The organism is Brevibacillus sp. AF8 (assembly GCF_021270385.1).
GTDB lineage: Bacteria > Bacillota > Bacilli > Brevibacillales > Brevibacillaceae > Brevibacillus.
In genome coordinates this window covers 36,036-54,549 of the sequence record NZ_JAGQDN010000030.1, presented here as the reverse complement: position 1 = coordinate 54,549, position 18,514 = coordinate 36,036, and the positions used below count along the sequence as shown (strand labels likewise).

The window sequence follows — 18,514 nt, the reverse complement described above, 5'->3', positions numbered from 1 at the left end:
TCAATCCCCCAGCGGGTGGCCCTAGAAGCTGGAGCGTTTTCTCCTGTTTCCTCCCCACCACTACAGCACGAACCAAGATTTTTTACCCAAAAAGAAATCTCTGAAACTAGCATGAAAAGAGAAGGACCGCTCATAGATATAGAAGAGGAAAGAAGAGAAAGAAGAAAGGGTGACTTCCTGGATGAGATTGGTGAACAATAGTCTTCTATTTCTTGCGGGAGTGGCCCTCTATTCACTGGGTGGTCTTGCTTTTCCAGACGGTGGAGCCTGGTATGATTCCCTTGCAAAGCCTGATGGAACACCGCCAATCTACTTGTTTCGCATCATCTGGCTCATTTTATATGCACTCATAGCATGGTCGTTGTTGATCTTGATTGGAACAAAGCAGATAGACCGTGAGCTTTTGCTCCTCTATGGAATCAATTGGTTTTTTCATCAACTTTTTTTCGTGTTGTTTATCGGTTATCAACTGCTCGTGTTGGCTGCGCTGGATACCATTCTGGTGATGTATTCCACATGGGTACTCATTCGCGCCATTCGTCCCCACCACAAAATCGCATCCTCGCTGCTCATTCCCTATTTCATGTGGAGCGTGTTTGCGATGTGTCTCACGATTGGCTTCTGCCTACGCAACCTGTGAGTACAATAGCAATTACAGTCCCTCGACGAGTCGGCTGGCTCGTGCTGTCGCTTCTCTTTTTATTTCCTCCCAATGGAGGGTTTGGAATTGGCGCTGATGCATTAAAATTTTTCCGTTCACAATGGTTGTATCCACATCGGCTCCCGTCGCGCTGTAGGCAAGCAGGGCAGGGATGTCATGGACAGGCTGGAGGTGCGGTTTATCCAGATCGATCAGGATGAGATCGGCTCGCTTTCCGGCTTCCAGTGTTCCGACCTCGTGATCGATTGCAAGCAGCTTTGCACTTTCGATGGTAGCCATGCGCAAGGCCGTTTCAGCAGGCAGTACCGTTGGATCACCGTGCTTGAGCTTTTGCATCCAAGTCGCGGCTTTGATCTCGGCAAACATATCGAGAGTCGTAGCGCTGCCGGCACCGTCTGTTCCCATCCCGACAGTGACCCCAGCCTCGATTAGCTCCCTGACAGGGGCGATGCCGCAGCCGAGCTTCAAATTGCTGACAGGATTGTGTGCGACACCGCCTCTCATCCCGCGTAGAAGCGCGACATCGGATTCATTCAGATGAACAGCATGCGCGAGCAAGACGTGCGTATCGTCGAACATGCCCAGTTCGTGCAAGTACTCCGTGGGAGTCTGATTGTACTTGGCCCGGATTTTCTCTCCTTCCTCAATTGTTTCGGCCAGATGGATGTGGAGTGGGATTTGGCGCTTGCGGGCAAGCTCGATGACTCCTTGCAAGGGCTTTGGCGGGCACGTATAAGGAGCGTGCGGACCGAGCATCGTCGTGATTCTGCCATCGCCAATTCCCGTCCAGTTGTCGATGAGGTCCAAGGCTTCGGCCATTCGTCGTCCTCCGTCATCCTCGATAAAGACCATGCCGCGAGTCAGGGAAGCACGTATCCCGGAATCAAGTACCGCTTGGGCAACAGCATCCATATGCACGTACATATCGGCAAAGGCGGTCGTGCCAGAAGCGATCATTTCCGCGATTCCCAGTGTTGTTCCCCAGTAGACATCTTCTCTTGTCATCCGGGCTTCAGCCGGGAGCATCTTTTTGTCCAACCAATCCATCAGCTTGAGATCATCGGAAAAAGCACGCAGCAAGGACATGCTGGCATGGTTGTGAGCATTGATGAGACCAGGCATCGCTAGCCTATTTTTAGCCAGTATGACACGGTCTGCCTCCTCTTCAAGGGATGGTCCGATTTTGGCGATTCGACCATCCACGATCCAAATATCCCCGAGAAATGGCTTCTCTCCTTCAACCATCGTCCATATCATGCAGTCTTTAATCAGTAACGTTTCCATGGGAAAATCCTCCTTTTTATTCCTAGTTGCGATGCAAGCGTAAAGCTTGACGCCGCGAGAAAGTCAAGGAGGGAATTTTTTGAAAAAGGGAGAACAAATTCAGACGAGTTGTGCTGAGCTTTGCAAATTTGAAATATTGTTTATTAGATAACAATTGACGAGAGAAATAACGCTACATAAAATGTAGATAAGATTTGGGGGAAGAAAGAGATGTCACATATGTTAAATGGAGGGCTTGTCAGCCTGCAAGCAATCTTGGATCAATTGAAGCCTTCGGAGCGAAAAGTCGCTGATTATATCCTTGCTCACCCGGAAGATGTCGTGAAGCTATCTGTCCAAAAATTGGCGGAATATAGTGGGGTATCCGAGGCGACGATTATCCGTTTGGCTCGCTCTCTTAATATGAAGGGATATCAGGAGCTAAAGCTGCGCGTCGCGGGAGATTTGACGAAACAGACGGCGATAGGCAGCTATCAGGAGATTATGATGGAAGGTTCAGTTGAATCGATTATGCAAGCGGTCAGCTGGAACAATATTCAATCCATCCAGGATACGCTCTCCGTCTTGTCTAACGAAGAAGTAAAGAAAGCAGTCGACGTGCTGTCGGTAGCCAGGAAGATCGATGTCTACGGCGTCGGTGCATCGGCAGTCATTGCTGACGATATCCGGCAAAAATTTTCGCGGATTAACTTGTGGTGCGAGGCTTATTCGGATTTTCACGCTCAATTGACGTCGGCAGTCACTTTAACGGAAAAAGACGTAGTTATCGGCATATCTTATTCAGGACAGACCGAAGACATTATTCAATCGTTGACGGAGGCCAAGCAGCAGGGAGCGACCATCATTACCCTGACCAAATTAGGCCCTTCGCCAGTAGCCGAATTAGCCAACATCCGGCTGTTCACCAGTTCAGTAGAAAAAAGCATTCGCAGCGGAGCCATGGCCTCACGCATTGCCCAATTGAATGTCATCGATATTTTGTTTATTACCATGATTAGCAGGATGCAAGAGCAAGTCATTCCCCTGTTGGAAAAATCAAGGCTTGCTGTGAGTCGGACGAAACGCTCATCGACGTAGGAGAAGGGAGGGAAGACATGGACGATCTGGAGCTGCTTTTGCAAGGATGGGTGGACAACGGTTTGCTCCCGGGAGCTGCCTTGCGAATCGTGCGTGATCGCCGTATCTGGTATGCGTGTGATGTCGGAACGACGAATATCGCCAAAGACCAGCCAGTGACGCCGGATACCATGTTTGACCTGGCGTCACTCACCAAAGTGACAGCGACGCTGCCTGCTATCCTCCTGCTTGTGCAGGAGGGAATGGTAGCGCTAGATGATCAGATTGGTCGGTTTTTTCCCGATTGTCCCGCCGATAAACAGCGGATCACACTCGAACAGTTGCTTACGCATACCTCAGGAATGCCGGCAGATTTGACAGAGAGAAGGCGAGACAGCGAGATCGATTTGCCCGAGTTGCTGTACGCGCAAAAATTGATTTGCGAGCCAGGGACCCAGGTAATTTACAGTGATTTGGGCATGATTTGGCTAGGCCTCGTTATCGAGCAAGTAACAGAAGAGCACTTGGATCAGTTTGTCACTCGGCGTATCTTCACCCCATTGGGGATGGCGCATACCGTTTTCTGTCCCGATCGAAAAATTTATCGGAATATTGCGTCTACTGAATGCTGTAGCCTCACCAATGCCTACATTACAGGCGAGGTTCATGATGAGAAAGCATTTGCGATGGGAGGGGTTGCCGGACATGCTGGACTTTTCTCAACGGCTGACGATCTTTGCCGATACGCGATGAGCTGGTTGTATCAAGATCCTCGAATACTTGCGAGTGCATGGTACGAACTGGCGATACGCAATCATACAGAGCAAGCAGGGGGGAGTAGAGGGTATGGCTGGGAGCTTAATCAAGCATCCACTACGTTGAGCTGTGGAAGCGGCTTTCATCGTAAGGGCTTCGGACATACGGGCTTTACGGGTACCAGTATGTGGATCGACCCAGAGCAACAGTTTGCAGTCATCTTTCTCACTAACGCCGTTCATCTAGGCCGCAATCATCAGCTTCGGCAATTACGACCGATTTTGCACGATGCTGTTACGGCTCAGCTTTTGCAGACCTAAGGGAAGAAAAAGGGGAGGGTTTTCGCATGAAGCAAATTCGTTTTCGCTATGTAGCTTCTATCGTGTTGGCTGCGGTTATGGTGGTGACAGGATGTAGCAGTGGGGGAACCCAAACAGAGTCTGGCGGCGGTCAGGGTGGAGGACAACAGGTAACACTCTCCATGCATAGTTGGCGAGTAGAAGACACGGAGGGCTACAAAGCAATTATCAAAGTTTTTGAGGCAGACAATCCGAATATCAAAATCGACTTCAAACCATTCAAAGCAACGGAGTACAATACCATCCTCAACACGGCGCTGCAAAGCGACAGTGGTCCAGATATTTTGCAGCTACGTCCCTACGCTCCAGGGATTGCGCTGGCTGAAGCCGGACATCTGGAGCCTCTTGACAATGTGCCAGGCATATCTACCATCCCAAAAGACGTCCTCGCAGCGGCCACAGGTAAAGATGGTAAAGTCTACGGTGTCCCACTATCCCTGAACTCGACCCAATTTTACTACAACAAGAAAATCTTCGAACAAAATGGACTCCAGCCACCGAAAAGCTGGGATGAACTGATCGCGACAGCCAAAACATTGAAAGAAAAGGGAATCGTTCCGATCTCTTTCGGAGCAAAGGAAGGCTGGCTCCTCTCTCTCAGTCATGGTGTGATTGCTCCAGCTAGCTATAGCGGAACGGACTATCTCGACAAGCTGCTAAAAGGAAAAAGTGACTTAAAAAGCGCCGAGTTCCTCCAATCCGTGCAGCGTATGCAAGAACTTATCCCTTATTTCCCGGAAAATTATGTGGGTCTCGAATTGAATGATATGCGGACGTTGTTCGCCACGGAAAAAGCAGCGATGTTCATCAATGGCAGCTTTGAATTGGAAGGTATCAAAAAGCTCAACCCCGATTTGCCACTTGATTTTTTCCCGATGCCAACGAATGACGGAAAACAAGTCCTGACAACCTGGGTCGATGGTTCCTATGCCATCAATGCCAAGTCCAAACACAAAGCCGAGGCATTGAAGTTCATGGAATTCATGGCGACGAAAAAGTTCGGGGAGCTATTCGCCAATCAGTTCAAACGAATCAGCGCGGTGCCAGGAGTATCGACAGACGATCCGTTGGTAAACAAGATGGCAGAGCTGTCCCAATCAAGCGCCACACCCTATTTGATGGTCGTCAACTTCGCGGAAGGAAAACCGACCACGAAGCAAACATTGGAAAACGCTCTCCAAGGCATGTATTTAGGCAAGCTCACCCCTGAGCAGGTCGCAGAAGAAGTACAAAAGTCGGCTGCTACCTGGTTCCCTCCCTTTAAAAAGTAGAACATAGCAGACGAAAAAGGGGAGTGGACCTGAGTTGGGTTCACTCCCGGCTTCTGAACAGACCGCGATGATTTTCAGAAAAAAGGGGTGGGTATCATCGAGACGGTAAACCGGAAAAGCATTCGAACAAAGGGGCAAGTTCGCTGGCTGATTCACTTGTTTCCGCTGCCCGCGCTTGTTATTTATACGGTGTTTGTCGTGTACCCGATCTTTTCGGCCTTCTTATACAGCCTGTACGACTGGAATGGCATCAAGCGCGGGGTTTTTGTCGGACTGCAAAATTTCATTACGCTATTTACAGTAGAGCCTTTCAACGAAATGTTTTGGAACGCTTTTCGGCATAACGTCTTCTACTTTGTGGTCGAAATGATTGTGCAAAATGGTATTGCCTTCGGTCTGGCTTTTCTCATCTATCGCAAAATACGAGGGTCCGGGTTTCTCAAGATCGCTTATTTCATGCCAAGGCTGTTGTCTGTTATTGTGATTGGGTTTTTATGGAAATTGGTTTTAAATCCGAATTACGGTGCCCTTAATACCATATTGGAGAAAATTGGTCTTGGAGTGTGGGCCAGACCATGGCTCGGGGACCCGGATACAGCGCTTCTCGCGATCATTTTGATTAACTGCTGGTTTGGCATAGGCTTTGCCATGCTGATCTTTTTGGCGGGACTGCAATCGATCCCGGAGGATTTGATCGAAGCGGCGAGATTGGATGGGGCAACAGGCTTGCGGATGCTGTGGAAAATGATTTTGCCGCTGTGCATGCCAGCGATCACGATTATGACGATATTTACGTTCATTCAAGCGTTTGAAGCGTTCGAGCTCGTCTACGCCATGCAAGGCTCGATGGGTGAGCCGTTTTATTCCACGGATACGCTGGCGGTATACTTTTATCGCATGGCGTTTAGCAGCGGATCTGGAGATGTCACACTCGGACTCGGTTCGGCATTGGCTGTCGTGTTGTTTTTCATCGTCGGATCTGTGTCGGCGCTATCACTCTATTTGATGAGGAAACGAGAAGTCCAACACTAATTGCGTGTTCCTGAGTGGAAAGGAGGATGAGATGTGAAAATGACTGTGGGTGGGAGAGCTGTTTCTTATGTGCTGGCGTATATATTTGCATTAATCGCGCTATATCCGATCGTACTGATGATTTCTTCTTCCTTGAAAACGAATAGGGAGATATTCGCGAGTCCACTCTCCCTTCCGAAGACGTTTAGTCTGGATACGTACAAAAAGCTGTGGGAAGCCGTGCCGTTTGCCGACTTTTTATGGAACAGTGTATTTGTCAGTGCTCTGTCTGTCTTGCTCATTACGGTGTTTTCAGCGATGGCAGCCTTTTACTTGTCGCGTTTTTCCTTTACATGGACAGCGGGGCTGTATTTCTTTTTCATTATTGGCCTGATGATTCCGATTAAGCTGGGGATCGTTCCCTTGTTTTTGCTGATGAAGAATCTCGGCCTCTTGAATTCTCTTTGGTCGCTGATTCTGATCTATACGGCGAGTGGCATTCCGATCTCTGTTTTTATTTTGACGGGCTTCTTTCGGACGTTGCCGATTGAGCTGGAGGAAGCGGCGCGGATCGATGGATGCAGCCATTTTCAGGTGTTTTGGCGCGTACTCCTGCCGCTGATTCGTCCAGCTTTGGCTACGGTGGTCATTATTAATTTCATCCATGCGTGGAACGACTTTTTCTTCCCGTTGATTTTCATTCAAGAAGAAGCGCTCAAGACGATTCCGGTAGGCATGATGGTGCTGTTTGGAGAATATGAAACGGATTGGAGCCTGCTGTTTGCTGGGCTCACGTTGTCTGCGTTACCGATGATCGTCGTATTTTTGATGGCATCGAGGCAGTTTATGGAGGGGTTGACGGCAGGTGCAGTCAAGTAATGGAGAAAAGTGGTTTGTCGGGATTGATGGGGGTGGAAGCAAAACCAGAGCAGCCATCTGCAATGAGGCGGGACAGGTACAGGCAATTGTGATGGGGGAATCATCAAACCCGCTCTCCAGAAGCTGGGCGGATGTGGAAGCTACGCTACGCCAACTCATTGATACTGTAAGGATAAAGGCAGGTGCGAAAGAAGAGGACGTAGCCGGTCTGTTTATTGGGCTTGGCGGTGCAGATCGTCCGCAGATCAAGGAAAGAATTCAGCATGCCTTTGCCAATGAGTGGGGAGAACGGCTATTGATTGATAGTGATGTCATCGCAGCTCTTTACGCGGGGACGTGGGGGCAGCCAGGCGTCGTACTCCTTGCCGGTACAGGCTCGATTGCCTGTGCCTTTTCAAAAGAGGGGGCTAGGCATCGTGTAGGTGGATGGGGCTATCTGGTAGGGGATGAGGGCAGCGGATTTGATTTGGGCAAAAAAGCGGCAAGCGCCGTATTGCGCGAATACGATGGGCGCGGTGAATCGACAGTACTGACGCGACTGTTTATGGACCACTATGGCGTTAGGCGTCCTGATGAGCTGATCAGCCTGATCTACGGGGGAAGCAATCCGCGAATGGAGCTGGCAAAAACGAGTCAGCTCGTGGAAAAAGCCGCAACTATGGGCGATCCGGTGGCGAATGCTTTGATCATGCAAGCAGTAGAGGATTTGCTAGAATTGGCCGATGCTTGCTTAAAAAAGATCCAGGAGCCTGTACCAGTTGTTTTGGCGGGAGGATTGTTAACGGCCAGTACAATCCTTCGTAAACAACTGATTGGGAGAGCTTCGTTTCAAACGGTCATTCCCACGGTATCACCTGTCGTTGGAGCGCTGGTAGCGGCTATCACAAAGCTGGGCTTAGTTGTAGATGAAAAAATGGCAGAACAACTGCGTGTCAGTGCAGAGGTACTGGAAAAATCGCATAATTAAATTTTCCGGGGGATGGAAACAACAGAGCGAATAGGGTAAAATTGGGTGAGAATAGGATTTGAGAACGATGTAGGCTATTTCCGTAATTTGGAGTAGCCGTTTTCTCGTCCCAGGAGGGAGGGGCACGATGAAAAATTTATTGGACAGTGGTTGGAGAAGTGGTCATCTCTATCGTTCCTTCTTTGATCAAATGATTCAGGCCACTTTTCTGCTCGATCAATTTGGTAGAGTTTTTAAAGGCAATCCTGCCTGTCAGGTGTTGAATGGCTACTCCGTAGAAGAATGGGAAGGGTCCTCATTTTGGAAGCTGGCTGTTTCGGAAGAACAAGAAATGGTACGCCTTCAAACACAATTTGCGATGAATGGTGATCCGAGACCTTTTTTCACCGCTTTTCGTCATAAGGATGGGACAAGCATTCCCGTGCATATTACATATGGAACATTTTGGGAGGAAGGCACATCAATTGGGTATTATGCGATGGTGCAGAAGCTTCCGGCCCCATTTGGGGACAGCTATGGTTCCAAACAGTGCAGAGTATTGGATATTTCCGGTGAAGGTGCGTTCATTTTCCGTGCTGGGGAGCTTCAATATGTCAACCAAGCAGGGATGAAGCTGGTTGGGGCTTCCGGCTTGGACGAGCTGTTATGGTATCCATTTCAGTCTTTTTTCCATCCCCGTGATGTACCGAAGATCAAGGGTCTGATCCGCACTTTGGAAGAAGAGGAAACGGCCTCGCCAATAGAGGTCGAGCTGATCCGCTTGGATGGCAGTCGGACGGACGTAGAAGTATGTGGAACATCTATGACGATCCAGGATAAGCTCTCTATGTATATACTGATCCGAGATATTACGGAACGCAAACGGGCGCAAGAATTTTTGCAAAACTCGGAAAAACTCGCTCTGGTCGGGCAATTGGCGGCAGGGATCGCGCATGAGATACGCAATCCGCTTACCTCGTTAAAAGGCTTTGTGCAATTAATGCAAAAGGATGGCATGAGAAAGCCAGAGTATTTTTCGATCATGAGCTCGGAATTGGCGCGAATCGAGATGATTGTCTCAGAGCTGTTGGTCTTGGCGAAGCCGCATACGGCTGTGTTTGAAGCTCGCGATCTGTCCAACCTGATCACGCATGTGGTTACGCTCTTGGAGACGGAGGCGATTTTGAAAAAGGTCATGATTCAGGTCGTTTTCGAATCGGAAGTCCCCTTGATCCATTGCGACGAGAATCAGTTGAAGCAAGCCTTCATTAACTTTTTGAAAAATGGGATCGAAGCGACCTCAGGCAATGGAGAAATTGTGATTCGACTGCGGTGTGAAGATGACCGAGTCGTCATTCGGTTTGAAGACAATGGAGTGGGAATCCCCGCCCATCAGATAGCGAGATTGGGAGAGGCCTTTTTCACGACGAAGGAAACGGGGACGGGCCTGGGATTGATGGTGAGCCGCAAAATCATCGAGAACCATCGGGGAACTTTGCGGTTGATAAGCACCCCAGGTAACGGAACAGCAGTCGAGGTATGCTTGCCGATCAGCAGCTAGGAGGACGACTGGATGAATAAAAATACGGTACTGACAGCAGGCTTCGCCCAAATCCCCAAGGGAACTACCTTGTACGAGGTTTCTACCATGGTGGGCTGTGTACTCATCATTGATGTAGACGCCGAAGTGATTTGCGACGCCAGCTTTACCTTTGTCATGGACAAGACGAGCGAGTTTTTGGTGAGCTTGCTTGTGGGCAAGACAGTTGCAGATGGCATGCAGGAGATCACGAAGGCTATCCAAGAACGCTTTTTAGCACCTGGTCAGGGAGCTGTCTTGCAAGCCATCCGTGCAGCTATTGAGCGATATCATGAAAAAAAAGTGTAAAGCTACCCAATAGCCGGAGGGTTGAATATGCATGAGAAGCATGACGTTAGAGAAGCGTATGCAAGACAGTTGCTGGAGCGTTATAGCCAATGGCTCGGCAACATAGAAGAAGTCGAGCTTGGCGAGGTTGAAGCGTTATCCCGTGAGGTAGACAGCATGCTGTCGGAACAGGACAGTGCCTTGCATGCGGAACTGCTAAAGCAAATTGTGGAGTTGCGCAATAAGGTAACCGAAATGATGTGGATCTCCGAGCATATGAAGATTTTGCACGATCTCAGCCACATTTTTGCGAAAACGTTTGAGGAAAGCAAAATTTTGTGGAAAGCATTCGAGCTGGTCTCGCGCGTAATGCGTGCAGATGCTTTCTTTATCGCCTTTTATGATGAAGGCGACAGTGAGATCAAAATTCCGATCAGCATCGATAACGGGGTCAATTATGGTCCGCTCACCATTCCCTATGGGCAAGCGATGGTGTCCAAAGTGATTGATACAAGGGAAACCATCCACATCAAGACGATGAAGAACGAGCCAAGCGAACCAGAAATGATCCGCTGGGGAAGCCCGGAAATTGATACGAATACATGCATTTTCGTTCCACTCATGCTGGGGAATCAGATCAAAGGCGTTATTTCTGCCCAGTCTTATCGCGAGTTTGCTTATAAAAAAGAGCACGAGGAACTACTGAAAATCATTGGTTTTCAGGTAGCAAGTGCTATCGAAACGGCGCGTTTATATGAGCGAATGTACCAGATGTCGTTTCAGGATGAGCTGACAGGGATTGCGAACTATCGTGCTTTCCATCGTGATTTGGAAAAGCTGCTGGGTGAAGAGGATGCGTCTGTCTCTTTGATCATGCTGGATTCAGACAGCTTAAAAACGGTAAACGACCATTATGGTCATCATGCAGGGGACGCACTGATTAAACAAATTGCCGAAGCGATGAAAGAAGTGGCGGGACCAGAGGATACTGCGTATCGTTATGCGGGAGACGAGTTCATGCTGCTCTGCCCCGGATCGTCGATGGAGATGGCGGAGGAAAAAGCGCATGCCATTCGGGAATATTTGCGCTTGCGCCCGTTAACACAGGACGATTGCTGCATCTTGATAGCGGTCAGTGTTGGCATCGCGCGCTACCCTCAAGACGCAAACACGGCAGATGGCTTGAAGCGGGCAGCAGATGAGGCACTGTACCGCTCCAAGCGCAAAGGGAAAAACTGTACGACCGTGTATGCAGCCGGCTAAGCTTTCTGCCGACGCATGGCGAAAAGAAACGTCAAAACTGGCGAGATCCACAGGTAGATGACGTAAGGCAAGTATTCCACTGTAGATACATGCAAGGTAGCGGTAAAGAATGCACCACTTACCCCCCATGGAATGAGTGGGTTGACGAGTGTCCCGCAGTCTTCGAGAGTACGAGACAGTCGTCTGCCCGCCATTCTGCGAGCTGTGAATGCTTCACGAAACATCTGCCCAGGGAGCAGGATGGACAAATATTGTTCTCCTGTCAGCAGATTCACGAGAATAGAAGAAGAGCCGGCTAGTCCGACCATTTCAGCGTCCCGTTTGATTCGATTGATGAATCCGGAAAAGAGTGCATGAAACACACCGCTGTATTGCAGGATGCCGCCTAAAGACAAGGCAATCAAAATCAAGGCGAGGGACCAGGTCATCGACAACAGTCCACCGCGGTCTACAATCGATGCAACGGCTTCATTGGCGATATTGCTGGTGAAGCCTTTTTGCATGACGGTCATCCATTCGACCGGAGAGGTAACTCCTTCGGAAAGAGCAGCTGTGACAATCCCGCTCAAAATCCCGAATACCAATGTAGGCAAAATAGGTTTTCGCAGCGCTGAGCATAACAGGACGACGAATGCAGGCAGCAGCGATAAGAGGCTAAGCGAGAAGTTTTGTTCCAAAGCAAGCTGGATTTCTTGAATGGCGTCAAGATTCACGCTGGCGCTTTGTCCTTGAATTCCGAAGAAAATCGCGGTAATGACAAGGGCAGGAACGGCAGTGCGTGACATGAACTTGACGTGCTCCGACAAGGAGACGCCCGCAATGGCTGCTGCAAAGTTGGTCGTGTCGGAGAGCGGCGACATTTTATCCCCGAAGCAAGCTCCACAAATAATAGCTCCAGCTGTAATCAACGGATCAAGTCCGAGTGCAGTGGAGACCCCCATCATAGCGACCCCTACCGTACTAACCGTGGTAAAAGAGCTTCCTGTAACAGTCGAGACGATCACCGTCAGAAACAGGGCGGAGAGTGTGAAGTACTCCGGTGAGATGAGCGAAATGCCGAGGTGCAGAATCATCGGAACGGTACCACTCATCATCCACACCCCGATCAAAATGCCGATCAAGGAAAGAATCAGCATGGGGGCGATCGCGGTTTGAATTCCTTTGATCAAGCCCTCCTCCATTTGCTTCCACGGAACGCCGAACAGGAAGAGAAGAGTGGCAGCTCCTATGGTTGCGAGGAAGAGCGGCATATGCGGCTCAACTTTTCCCCAGAAAAGGGCAGGAAACAAGATTCCGAATACGGTGACAAGCACCCAAATACTTTGTGAAAAAGATAATGGCTTGTTCATAATGGCAACTCCTTGTTAAATCAGCCTGAAAGCAGTGAGAAGGCACATTTTACTTTCGCACTTTTGTGCTTTCTTGCTTTTTTGCTTTTGTGCGTTCAAGTGTTAGTGGTACTTTATCCTGAATTACTTGTTTCGTCAACGAAATCGGGTGAATTCGGAATCGTAAAATAATTCAAGGCAGTGGGCGGACTTTTTGTGCGCTTTTTATAATAAGAACTAATTTAAAATTATTATAAAAAGATATTGACTTTAAAATTTTATCAAGTAGAATGATAATTGTTCCTAGTTGATAATAATTACAATTTGATAATAAGGAAAGGGGGAGCCGTTCATGTATGATGTCATCATCATCGGGGGAGGACCAGCTGGTGCTTCCGCTGCCATTTATACAGCTCGTGGAAATCTAAAGACGCTCGTCATCGATAAGGCACCCGGAACAGGGGCGCTTGCCCTGACACATAAAATTGCCAACTACCCAGGGGTTGAAGGCGAGATGACTGGGAAAGAACTGTTGGATAAAATGCGCAGACAAGCGGAGGGCTTCGGTGCAGAATTCATCCAGACTACGATTTCTGCGGTAGACGTAGAGGATGAGGATAAAAGCATCTTCACGGCTCATGGTACTTTCCAAGCGAAGGCCGTGATCGTAGCGACTGGTTCCAAAGGGCGTAACCGTATGCTTCCAGGAGAAGAGCAATTGCTCGGACGAGGCGTGAGCACATGTGCGACATGCGACGGAGCTTTTTATGAAGGCAAGCATGTGGCGGTAATCGGTGATACGGAGGAAGCATTGGAAGAAGCACATGCACTGACCAAATTTACGGACAAGATCACCTTCTTGGTGCCGCGCGCTGATCTCCAAGGGGTAGATGGACTACCCGAACTGCCGAATACGGAAATGCGTTTCCGTACGCGCCCATTGGAAATAGTGGGAGAAAAAGCGGTCGAAGGGTTGCGCATTCGCACGGCAGAAGGGACGGAAGAAATGCTATCCGTAGACGGGGTCTTCGTCTTCCTGTCTGGCAGCAAGCCGGGTACCGATTTCTTGGATGGACAGGTTCCCCTCGATGAGGAAGGCTTTATGATTCTAGATGAGTTCATGCAGTCTTCTGTTCCAGGCGTATTTGGAGCGGGAGAGGTGCGCAAAACACCTGTGAAGCAAGCAGTAGTCGCTGCGGCAGACGGTGCCATTGCGGCTATGGCTGTAGACAAATACATCAACAAGCGTTCAAAAGTTGTCCCCCAATACAAATAGAAGAACAGGAGAGAAACAAACATGGCACAAGCAATCGTATACTCCAGCACAAATTGCAACTTCTGCAAGGAATTAAAGAAGTATTTGACAGAACAAAACATTTCTTTTGAAGAACGCAACATCGATGAAAAGGAAGAGTACGGTCAGGAGCTGAGCCGTTTAGGCGTGATGTCTGTTCCCTTGACAGTCATTGGTGAAAAGCAAATTTTGGGCTTCAACCCGACACGTATCAAAAAAGCACTGGCAGCATTGGAAGAAGCTGCGAAGTAATTTTCATTAGATAACATATAAAAGGAGAGATTTATCATGACAACAATGACAACCCAGCAAACTGTACAACTTCAAGTAGGAAAACCAGCACCTGACTTTAACATGCTCACGACCAAAAACCTTGAGACACTGGAAGAACGTGTGTCGCTGGCTGATTACAAAGGAAAATGGCTGATTTTATTCTTCTGGCCGTTCGACTTCACATTCGTTTGCCCGACAGAGGTTACTTCGTTTAGTGACAACATGGAAGAGTTCGAAGATTTGGATTGCGAAGTGCTGGGGGTATCCACGGATAGCGTACATACGCACCGGGCATGGATCAAAACACCTCGGGATGAAAACGGCATCGGTGAAGTAAACTTCCCGCTTGCGAGCGACTTCAAAAAAGAGACGGCACGAGCTTATGGCGTCCTGGACGAAGAGACCGGTGCAGCTCACCGTGGCTTGTTCATCATAGATCCAGACGGCATTCTGCGCTACCAAGTAGTTACGGACATGAACGTAGGCCGCAGCGTGACAGAAACAACTCGTATTTTGCAAGCTCTGCAGGCTGGCGGTCTGTGCCCGGCGAACTGGAAGCCAGGTCAGAAGACGCTGTAATCAAAGAAAAAGCATTGCTATTATAATATAGAAGAAAGACAATCCCACCCATCTATTGCAGACGGAGGGATTGTCTTTTTTTATGGAAGGAACGAGGAGGGATGGAGCTAACTTTGATGATTCCATGCCTCTGAAAGCAGTTCGTTGTTGATGCTTATTCCAGCGGCAGAACCTAGAGCAGCAGCAGTTATCACTTGGTATTGTGTAGTAGCTGCATCGCCTGCACTGTAGACACCCGGTACGCTCGTTTTCCCAAAGCTGTCGACGATGACCGTTCCTGCTTCCGTTACCTGGCAGCCTAATGCTTGCGGCAACTCAGATCCAGCCGCGAGTTTTGGAGCAAAAAAGATCCCCTTGCACGAAATGCTATCGCCATCTGCAAGGTCAACGCGCTGTACCATCCCATCGACAGATACAATTCGCTCAATCGGGGAGTCATAGACAGGAACGCGATGCTGCAACAGCTCCAACCTTTGTTCTTCTGTGAATCCATCTGGTCCATTGGTGCAGATGGTGTATTGTTTGGTCCAACCAGACAGCATTTTTGCCAAATGCAATGCCTTTTCCCCGTTGGCGATCAAGACGAGTGGCTGGTCGCGTAATTCCCATCCATCGCAATAAGGGCAGACAAAAGCGCTTTTTCCATACACTTCTGCCAATCCGTTAACAGGTAGAGGAAGATCCTTCATTCCCACTGCGAACAGCAGCTTTTTGCTTTGATAAGTCGTTCCCTGTGCAGTCGTAATGAGGAAATTTCCATCTTGTCCCGTTATCGTTACAGCTGTATCCTCCACGAAACGGACGGAGGGGTAGGCGCTGATTTGCTCTCTTGCAATGCGACGAAATTCGCCCGGAGTGATGCCGTCTCTCGTAAGAAAGCCATGTGACTCACGTGTAACCCGATTGCGTGGACGGCCTTCATCGATAACGACGACGCTTTTTCTTGCCCTGCCAAGTGCGAGAGCGGCACTCATACCTGCTGGTCCGCCGCCAATAATCCCTACATCGATAAGTTGATTCATGTTTGTATACCACCTTTGCAGATTCTTTATATCTGTAATAAAAGTAAAATAACTATTATAGACCTGTAATATCTATTATAAACGAACCTTCCCAGGAATCAAGCCGAGAAACACTTTGTGTTCTTTTTGTAAATAATCCTTTATATCGGAAAAATCCAGCGCCTTTCAAATAGTAGCAACCTACCATTTTTACGAGTCAAAAGGAAAAAAAAGGAAGGAGTAAATGTACCTAGTTGACAAAAAATGTGGGCCAGAAGACCGTCCCGGTTGCAGGACTTCCCTCCAAAAAACGTAGGACGATGGAGGTGAATCTGTCCCAACATTACATTTTCATGACAAATCTGAAAAAGACACAATAGTGAATTTTGTCTATGGGAACGATTTGCTCCCTATGTTTACAATGACTGTGACGTGGCAACATATCGGAGGTTGACGAGAAATGGAGCCAACAAAAAAGAGAAGATGGCGCTGGATGAGCCTGACCATGCTGATCGTGGTGGGGGCAAGTGCTTTCTGGTGGTTTTGGGCAGCAGATCGTGTCGAAAGCATGGAGACGAATACAGGTGCTCAATTAAAATTTCGCGCAAATGGCGAGCTGTTCGAAGTCTATCAGAATCAGAAATGGCAGCCCTTTTTTGCGAAAGGCGTCAATCTGGGGGCATCGCTACCGGGTCATTATCCGGGTGAGCTTCCCATAACAAGAGAGGATTACATGCGCTGGTTCGCAATGATCGACGAGATGGGAGCGAACGTCATTCGTGTGTATACCATCCATTCTCCTGTCTTTTATGAAGCGCTGGTCGATTACAATCGGCGAAAAGAAGGGGACCCTCTCTATTTGATGCAGGGCATTTGGAGTCCAGAGGAGCTGTTGATTGAAAAGAAAGACGCCTATTTGCCAGAGATTCGCGAGGAGTTTCGACAGGAAATCAAGGATGCAGTCGGCGCTGTCTACGGGGGTATCACCCTGCCAGAAAAACCGGGAAAGGCAAGTGGTACATACCGTGCCAATGCGGGCAAATACTTGATCGGCTGGCACACAGGGACCGAGTGGGACCCCGTGATGGTACGAAACACCAACCGCCTGCATCAAAAAGTTACTCCCTATCAAGGGAAGTACTTCCACGCGACACCGAGTGCAACCGCTTTTGAGACATGGATTGCTGAAATGGTAGATACGGTGGCAATGGAAGAGAGCAAATACGGTTGGCAGCATCCGATGACCTTCACCAATTGGGTGACTACAGATCCCTTATCGCATCCGGGAGAGCCGGTCCATCATGAAGATTTGGTCAGTGTCGATCCTACCCATATAGAGCCAGCGCAGTGGGAGGCAGGCTACTTCGCTTCCTATCACGTGTACCCGTATTATCCGGATTTCTTCCGTTACGACACTACCCTGCAACAGTTGAAGAACGATGCAGGGCAAATCGATACGTACAAAGCGTATTTACGACAACTGAAGCAGTATCACAAAAACATGCCGATCATGGTGACAGAATTCGGGGTCCCAGCATCGGTGGGAGTCGCCCATCTGGGCAATTTGGGGCGCAATCAGGGTGGTCATTCAGAAAAGCAGCAGGGAGAGATCGACGCCGAGCTTTTGCAGGAAATCCATCAGGAAGGGTATGCGGGAGCAATCGTATTCGTGTGGCAGGACGAGTGGTTCAAAAAAACGTGGAACACGATGCGCTTTGAGTTGCCGGAAGATCGACGCTCCCTGTGGATCAACGTGTTGACCAACGAGTCTCTGTTCGGAGTCCTCGGAATGTATCCGAACAAAGAAGGCGTGCTGACCATCGATGGGAATCGCACGGATTGGGATCAGCTCGTGCCGGAAGAGAAGCAACGCCTCGATGTTCAAGTCCCGGGCGTCGACGAAATCTGGATGACACATGATGAAGGGTACGTCTATTTTCTTGCTCAATTGAAGGAAGACTTTGACCCGGCAAAACAACAGCTCTATATGGGTATTGATACGCTTCCTGGCGGGAACAGGCATGCGGCTCAGCTTCCTGGTCTGACGCTGGATGAGGGGCTAGAGACGTTGATCGCGTTGGGAAAAGCAGACGAGAGCCAGATTCAAATCGCCGCCAATTACGACTTTCATGCACGCTTATACGGAAAACGCTACGGCATGCTTGCCATCAAGGAAGAGGAGAAAAAAGACAATTCCGGGATTTTCAAGCCGTGGAAGCTAGCTGTTAGCCTGGAGATGGAGCCGCCAGACAGCAAGAAGTACTATCCGTTGGAGGAAGTCGAGGTCGGCAAGCTAATCCGGGGAACGACAGATGCCGCAGACCCGCAGTACGACTCACGAACCGCCTGGCAAGCGAAGGGCAAAGTGGTAGAGCTGAGAGTACCGTGGATGCTGCTTGGATTTACAGACCCGAGCTCCTTGTCCGTCATGAGCTATGAAGATGACGGCAAAAGCTTCACGACGAAGAAGACGAAAGGCATTCGCATCCTGCCGCTCCTGGTGGATACAGCGACCAAACAAATCGTCGGACAAAAGGCTTATGCATTGACGAAGCTCCCGATGTATTCATGGCAAGGCTGGGAGCAAGTCGGCTATCACGAACGCAAAAAACAGAGCTATTCCATACTAAAAAAAGCATTCCATGAGATTGAGGCTCCGGTGAAGATCGGGACTCAGCCTTGATTG

At 49.1% G+C, this 18,514-nt stretch carries 18 protein-coding genes; 15 read left to right on the top strand and 3 right to left on the bottom strand.

The annotated features are described in order from the left end of the window. A partial coding sequence (locus KB186_RS26430) for a hypothetical protein (RefSeq protein ID WP_232774696.1) occupies window positions 1-201 on the top strand: 201 nt, incomplete at its 5' end. Further along, window positions 182-640, top strand: coding sequence for a TspO/MBR family protein (locus tag KB186_RS26425; protein WP_232774695.1), 459 nt, complete (start codon window positions 182-184; stop codon window positions 638-640). The genes KB186_RS26430 and KB186_RS26425, both read left to right, overlap by 20 nt. Before the next feature lie 12 nt (window positions 641-652). Here the strand turns inward: KB186_RS26425 and KB186_RS26420 are convergent, their stop codons facing one another. Next, entirely contained in the window at window positions 653-1,945 is a 1,293-nt protein-coding gene (locus tag KB186_RS26420) for an amidohydrolase (protein ID WP_232774694.1), read from the bottom strand. A gap of 219 nt (window positions 1,946-2,164) precedes the next feature. On the opposite strand from KB186_RS26420, the gene KB186_RS26415 reads away from it, so the two are divergent. The 9 genes from KB186_RS26415 to KB186_RS26375 all read left to right on the top strand — a co-directional run bounded on the left by KB186_RS26415 (window position 2,165) and on the right by KB186_RS26375 (window position 11,353). Continuing rightward, window positions 2,165-3,022 carry a MurR/RpiR family transcriptional regulator gene (locus KB186_RS26415; protein ID WP_463674825.1) on the top strand — a complete coding sequence of 286 codons (858 nt, stop codon included), beginning with the start codon at window positions 2,165-2,167 and terminating at the stop codon, window positions 3,020-3,022. Between the two features lie 17 nt (window positions 3,023-3,039). After that, window positions 3,040-4,077, top strand: a complete 1,038-nt coding sequence (locus KB186_RS26410) for a serine hydrolase domain-containing protein (RefSeq protein WP_232774693.1) — start codon at window positions 3,040-3,042, stop codon at window positions 4,075-4,077. Between the two features lie 26 nt (window positions 4,078-4,103). After that, on the top strand, window positions 4,104-5,387 hold the full coding sequence (locus KB186_RS26405; RefSeq protein ID WP_232774691.1) for an ABC transporter substrate-binding protein: 1,284 nt from the start codon (window positions 4,104-4,106) through the stop codon (window positions 5,385-5,387). 87 nt (window positions 5,388-5,474) lie between these two features. Then, the gene (locus KB186_RS26400; RefSeq protein ID WP_232774689.1) at window positions 5,475-6,419 is read left to right on the top strand and encodes a carbohydrate ABC transporter permease; all 945 of its coding nucleotides are present in this window, start codon (window positions 5,475-5,477) and stop codon (window positions 6,417-6,419) included. Between the two features lie 33 nt (window positions 6,420-6,452). Beyond that, window positions 6,453-7,277: a carbohydrate ABC transporter permease gene (locus KB186_RS26395; protein WP_173608906.1), complete on the top strand. Its 825-nt coding sequence runs from the start codon at window positions 6,453-6,455 to the stop codon at window positions 7,275-7,277. Next, window positions 7,264-8,244 (top strand): N-acetylglucosamine kinase, encoded by a 981-nt coding sequence (locus KB186_RS26390; protein WP_232774687.1) that lies wholly within the window; start codon window positions 7,264-7,266, stop codon window positions 8,242-8,244. Before KB186_RS26395 ends, KB186_RS26390 begins: the two co-directional genes overlap by 14 nt. Window positions 8,245-8,371: 127 nt before the next feature. Then, a complete protein-coding gene (locus tag KB186_RS26385) occupies window positions 8,372-9,784 on the top strand; it encodes an ATP-binding protein (protein ID WP_173608904.1) in 1,413 nt (470 codons plus the stop codon). 12 nt (window positions 9,785-9,796) lie between these two features. Then, window positions 9,797-10,111, top strand: a complete 315-nt coding sequence (locus KB186_RS26380; protein ID WP_173608903.1) for a DUF3870 domain-containing protein — start codon at window positions 9,797-9,799, stop codon at window positions 10,109-10,111. 27 nt (window positions 10,112-10,138) lie between these two features. Next, window positions 10,139-11,353 carry a sensor domain-containing diguanylate cyclase gene (locus KB186_RS26375; RefSeq protein WP_173608902.1) on the top strand — a complete coding sequence of 405 codons (1,215 nt, stop codon included), beginning with the start codon at window positions 10,139-10,141 and terminating at the stop codon, window positions 11,351-11,353. Here KB186_RS26375 and nhaC read toward each other — a convergent pair. Beyond that, window positions 11,350-12,702 carry a Na+/H+ antiporter NhaC gene (nhaC, locus tag KB186_RS26370; RefSeq protein WP_221867545.1) on the bottom strand — a complete coding sequence of 451 codons (1,353 nt, stop codon included), beginning with the start codon at window positions 12,700-12,702 and terminating at the stop codon, window positions 11,350-11,352. The two genes, KB186_RS26375 and nhaC, sit on opposite strands and share 4 nt — an antisense overlap. A gap of 331 nt (window positions 12,703-13,033) precedes the next feature. On the opposite strand from nhaC, the gene KB186_RS26365 reads away from it, so the two are divergent. Genes KB186_RS26365 through KB186_RS26355 form a run of 3 tightly spaced genes read left to right on the top strand, consistent with a single transcriptional unit; the run spans window position 13,034 to window position 14,827 of the window. Continuing rightward, window positions 13,034-13,957 carry an NAD(P)/FAD-dependent oxidoreductase gene (locus KB186_RS26365; RefSeq protein ID WP_232774686.1) on the top strand — a complete coding sequence of 308 codons (924 nt, stop codon included), beginning with the start codon at window positions 13,034-13,036 and terminating at the stop codon, window positions 13,955-13,957. A 21-nt stretch (window positions 13,958-13,978) separates the two neighbouring features. Beyond that, the gene (locus KB186_RS26360; RefSeq protein WP_173608899.1) at window positions 13,979-14,227 is read left to right on the top strand and encodes a glutaredoxin family protein; all 249 of its coding nucleotides are present in this window, start codon (window positions 13,979-13,981) and stop codon (window positions 14,225-14,227) included. A 45-nt stretch (window positions 14,228-14,272) separates the two neighbouring features. Next, entirely contained in the window at window positions 14,273-14,827 is a 555-nt protein-coding gene (locus KB186_RS26355) for a peroxiredoxin (protein ID WP_173609140.1), read from the top strand. A gap of 107 nt (window positions 14,828-14,934) precedes the next feature. On the opposite strand, the gene KB186_RS26350 is transcribed toward KB186_RS26355, so the two are convergent. Continuing rightward, window positions 14,935-15,849, bottom strand: a complete 915-nt coding sequence (locus KB186_RS26350) for an NAD(P)/FAD-dependent oxidoreductase (protein WP_232774685.1) — start codon at window positions 15,847-15,849, stop codon at window positions 14,935-14,937. Window positions 15,850-16,288: 439 nt separating this feature from the next. Between KB186_RS26350 and KB186_RS26345 the strand changes: the two genes are divergently transcribed. Beyond that, window positions 16,289-18,511 (top strand): hypothetical protein, encoded by a 2,223-nt coding sequence (locus KB186_RS26345; protein ID WP_232774683.1) that lies wholly within the window; start codon window positions 16,289-16,291, stop codon window positions 18,509-18,511. Window positions 18,512-18,514: the final 3 nt, after the last annotated feature.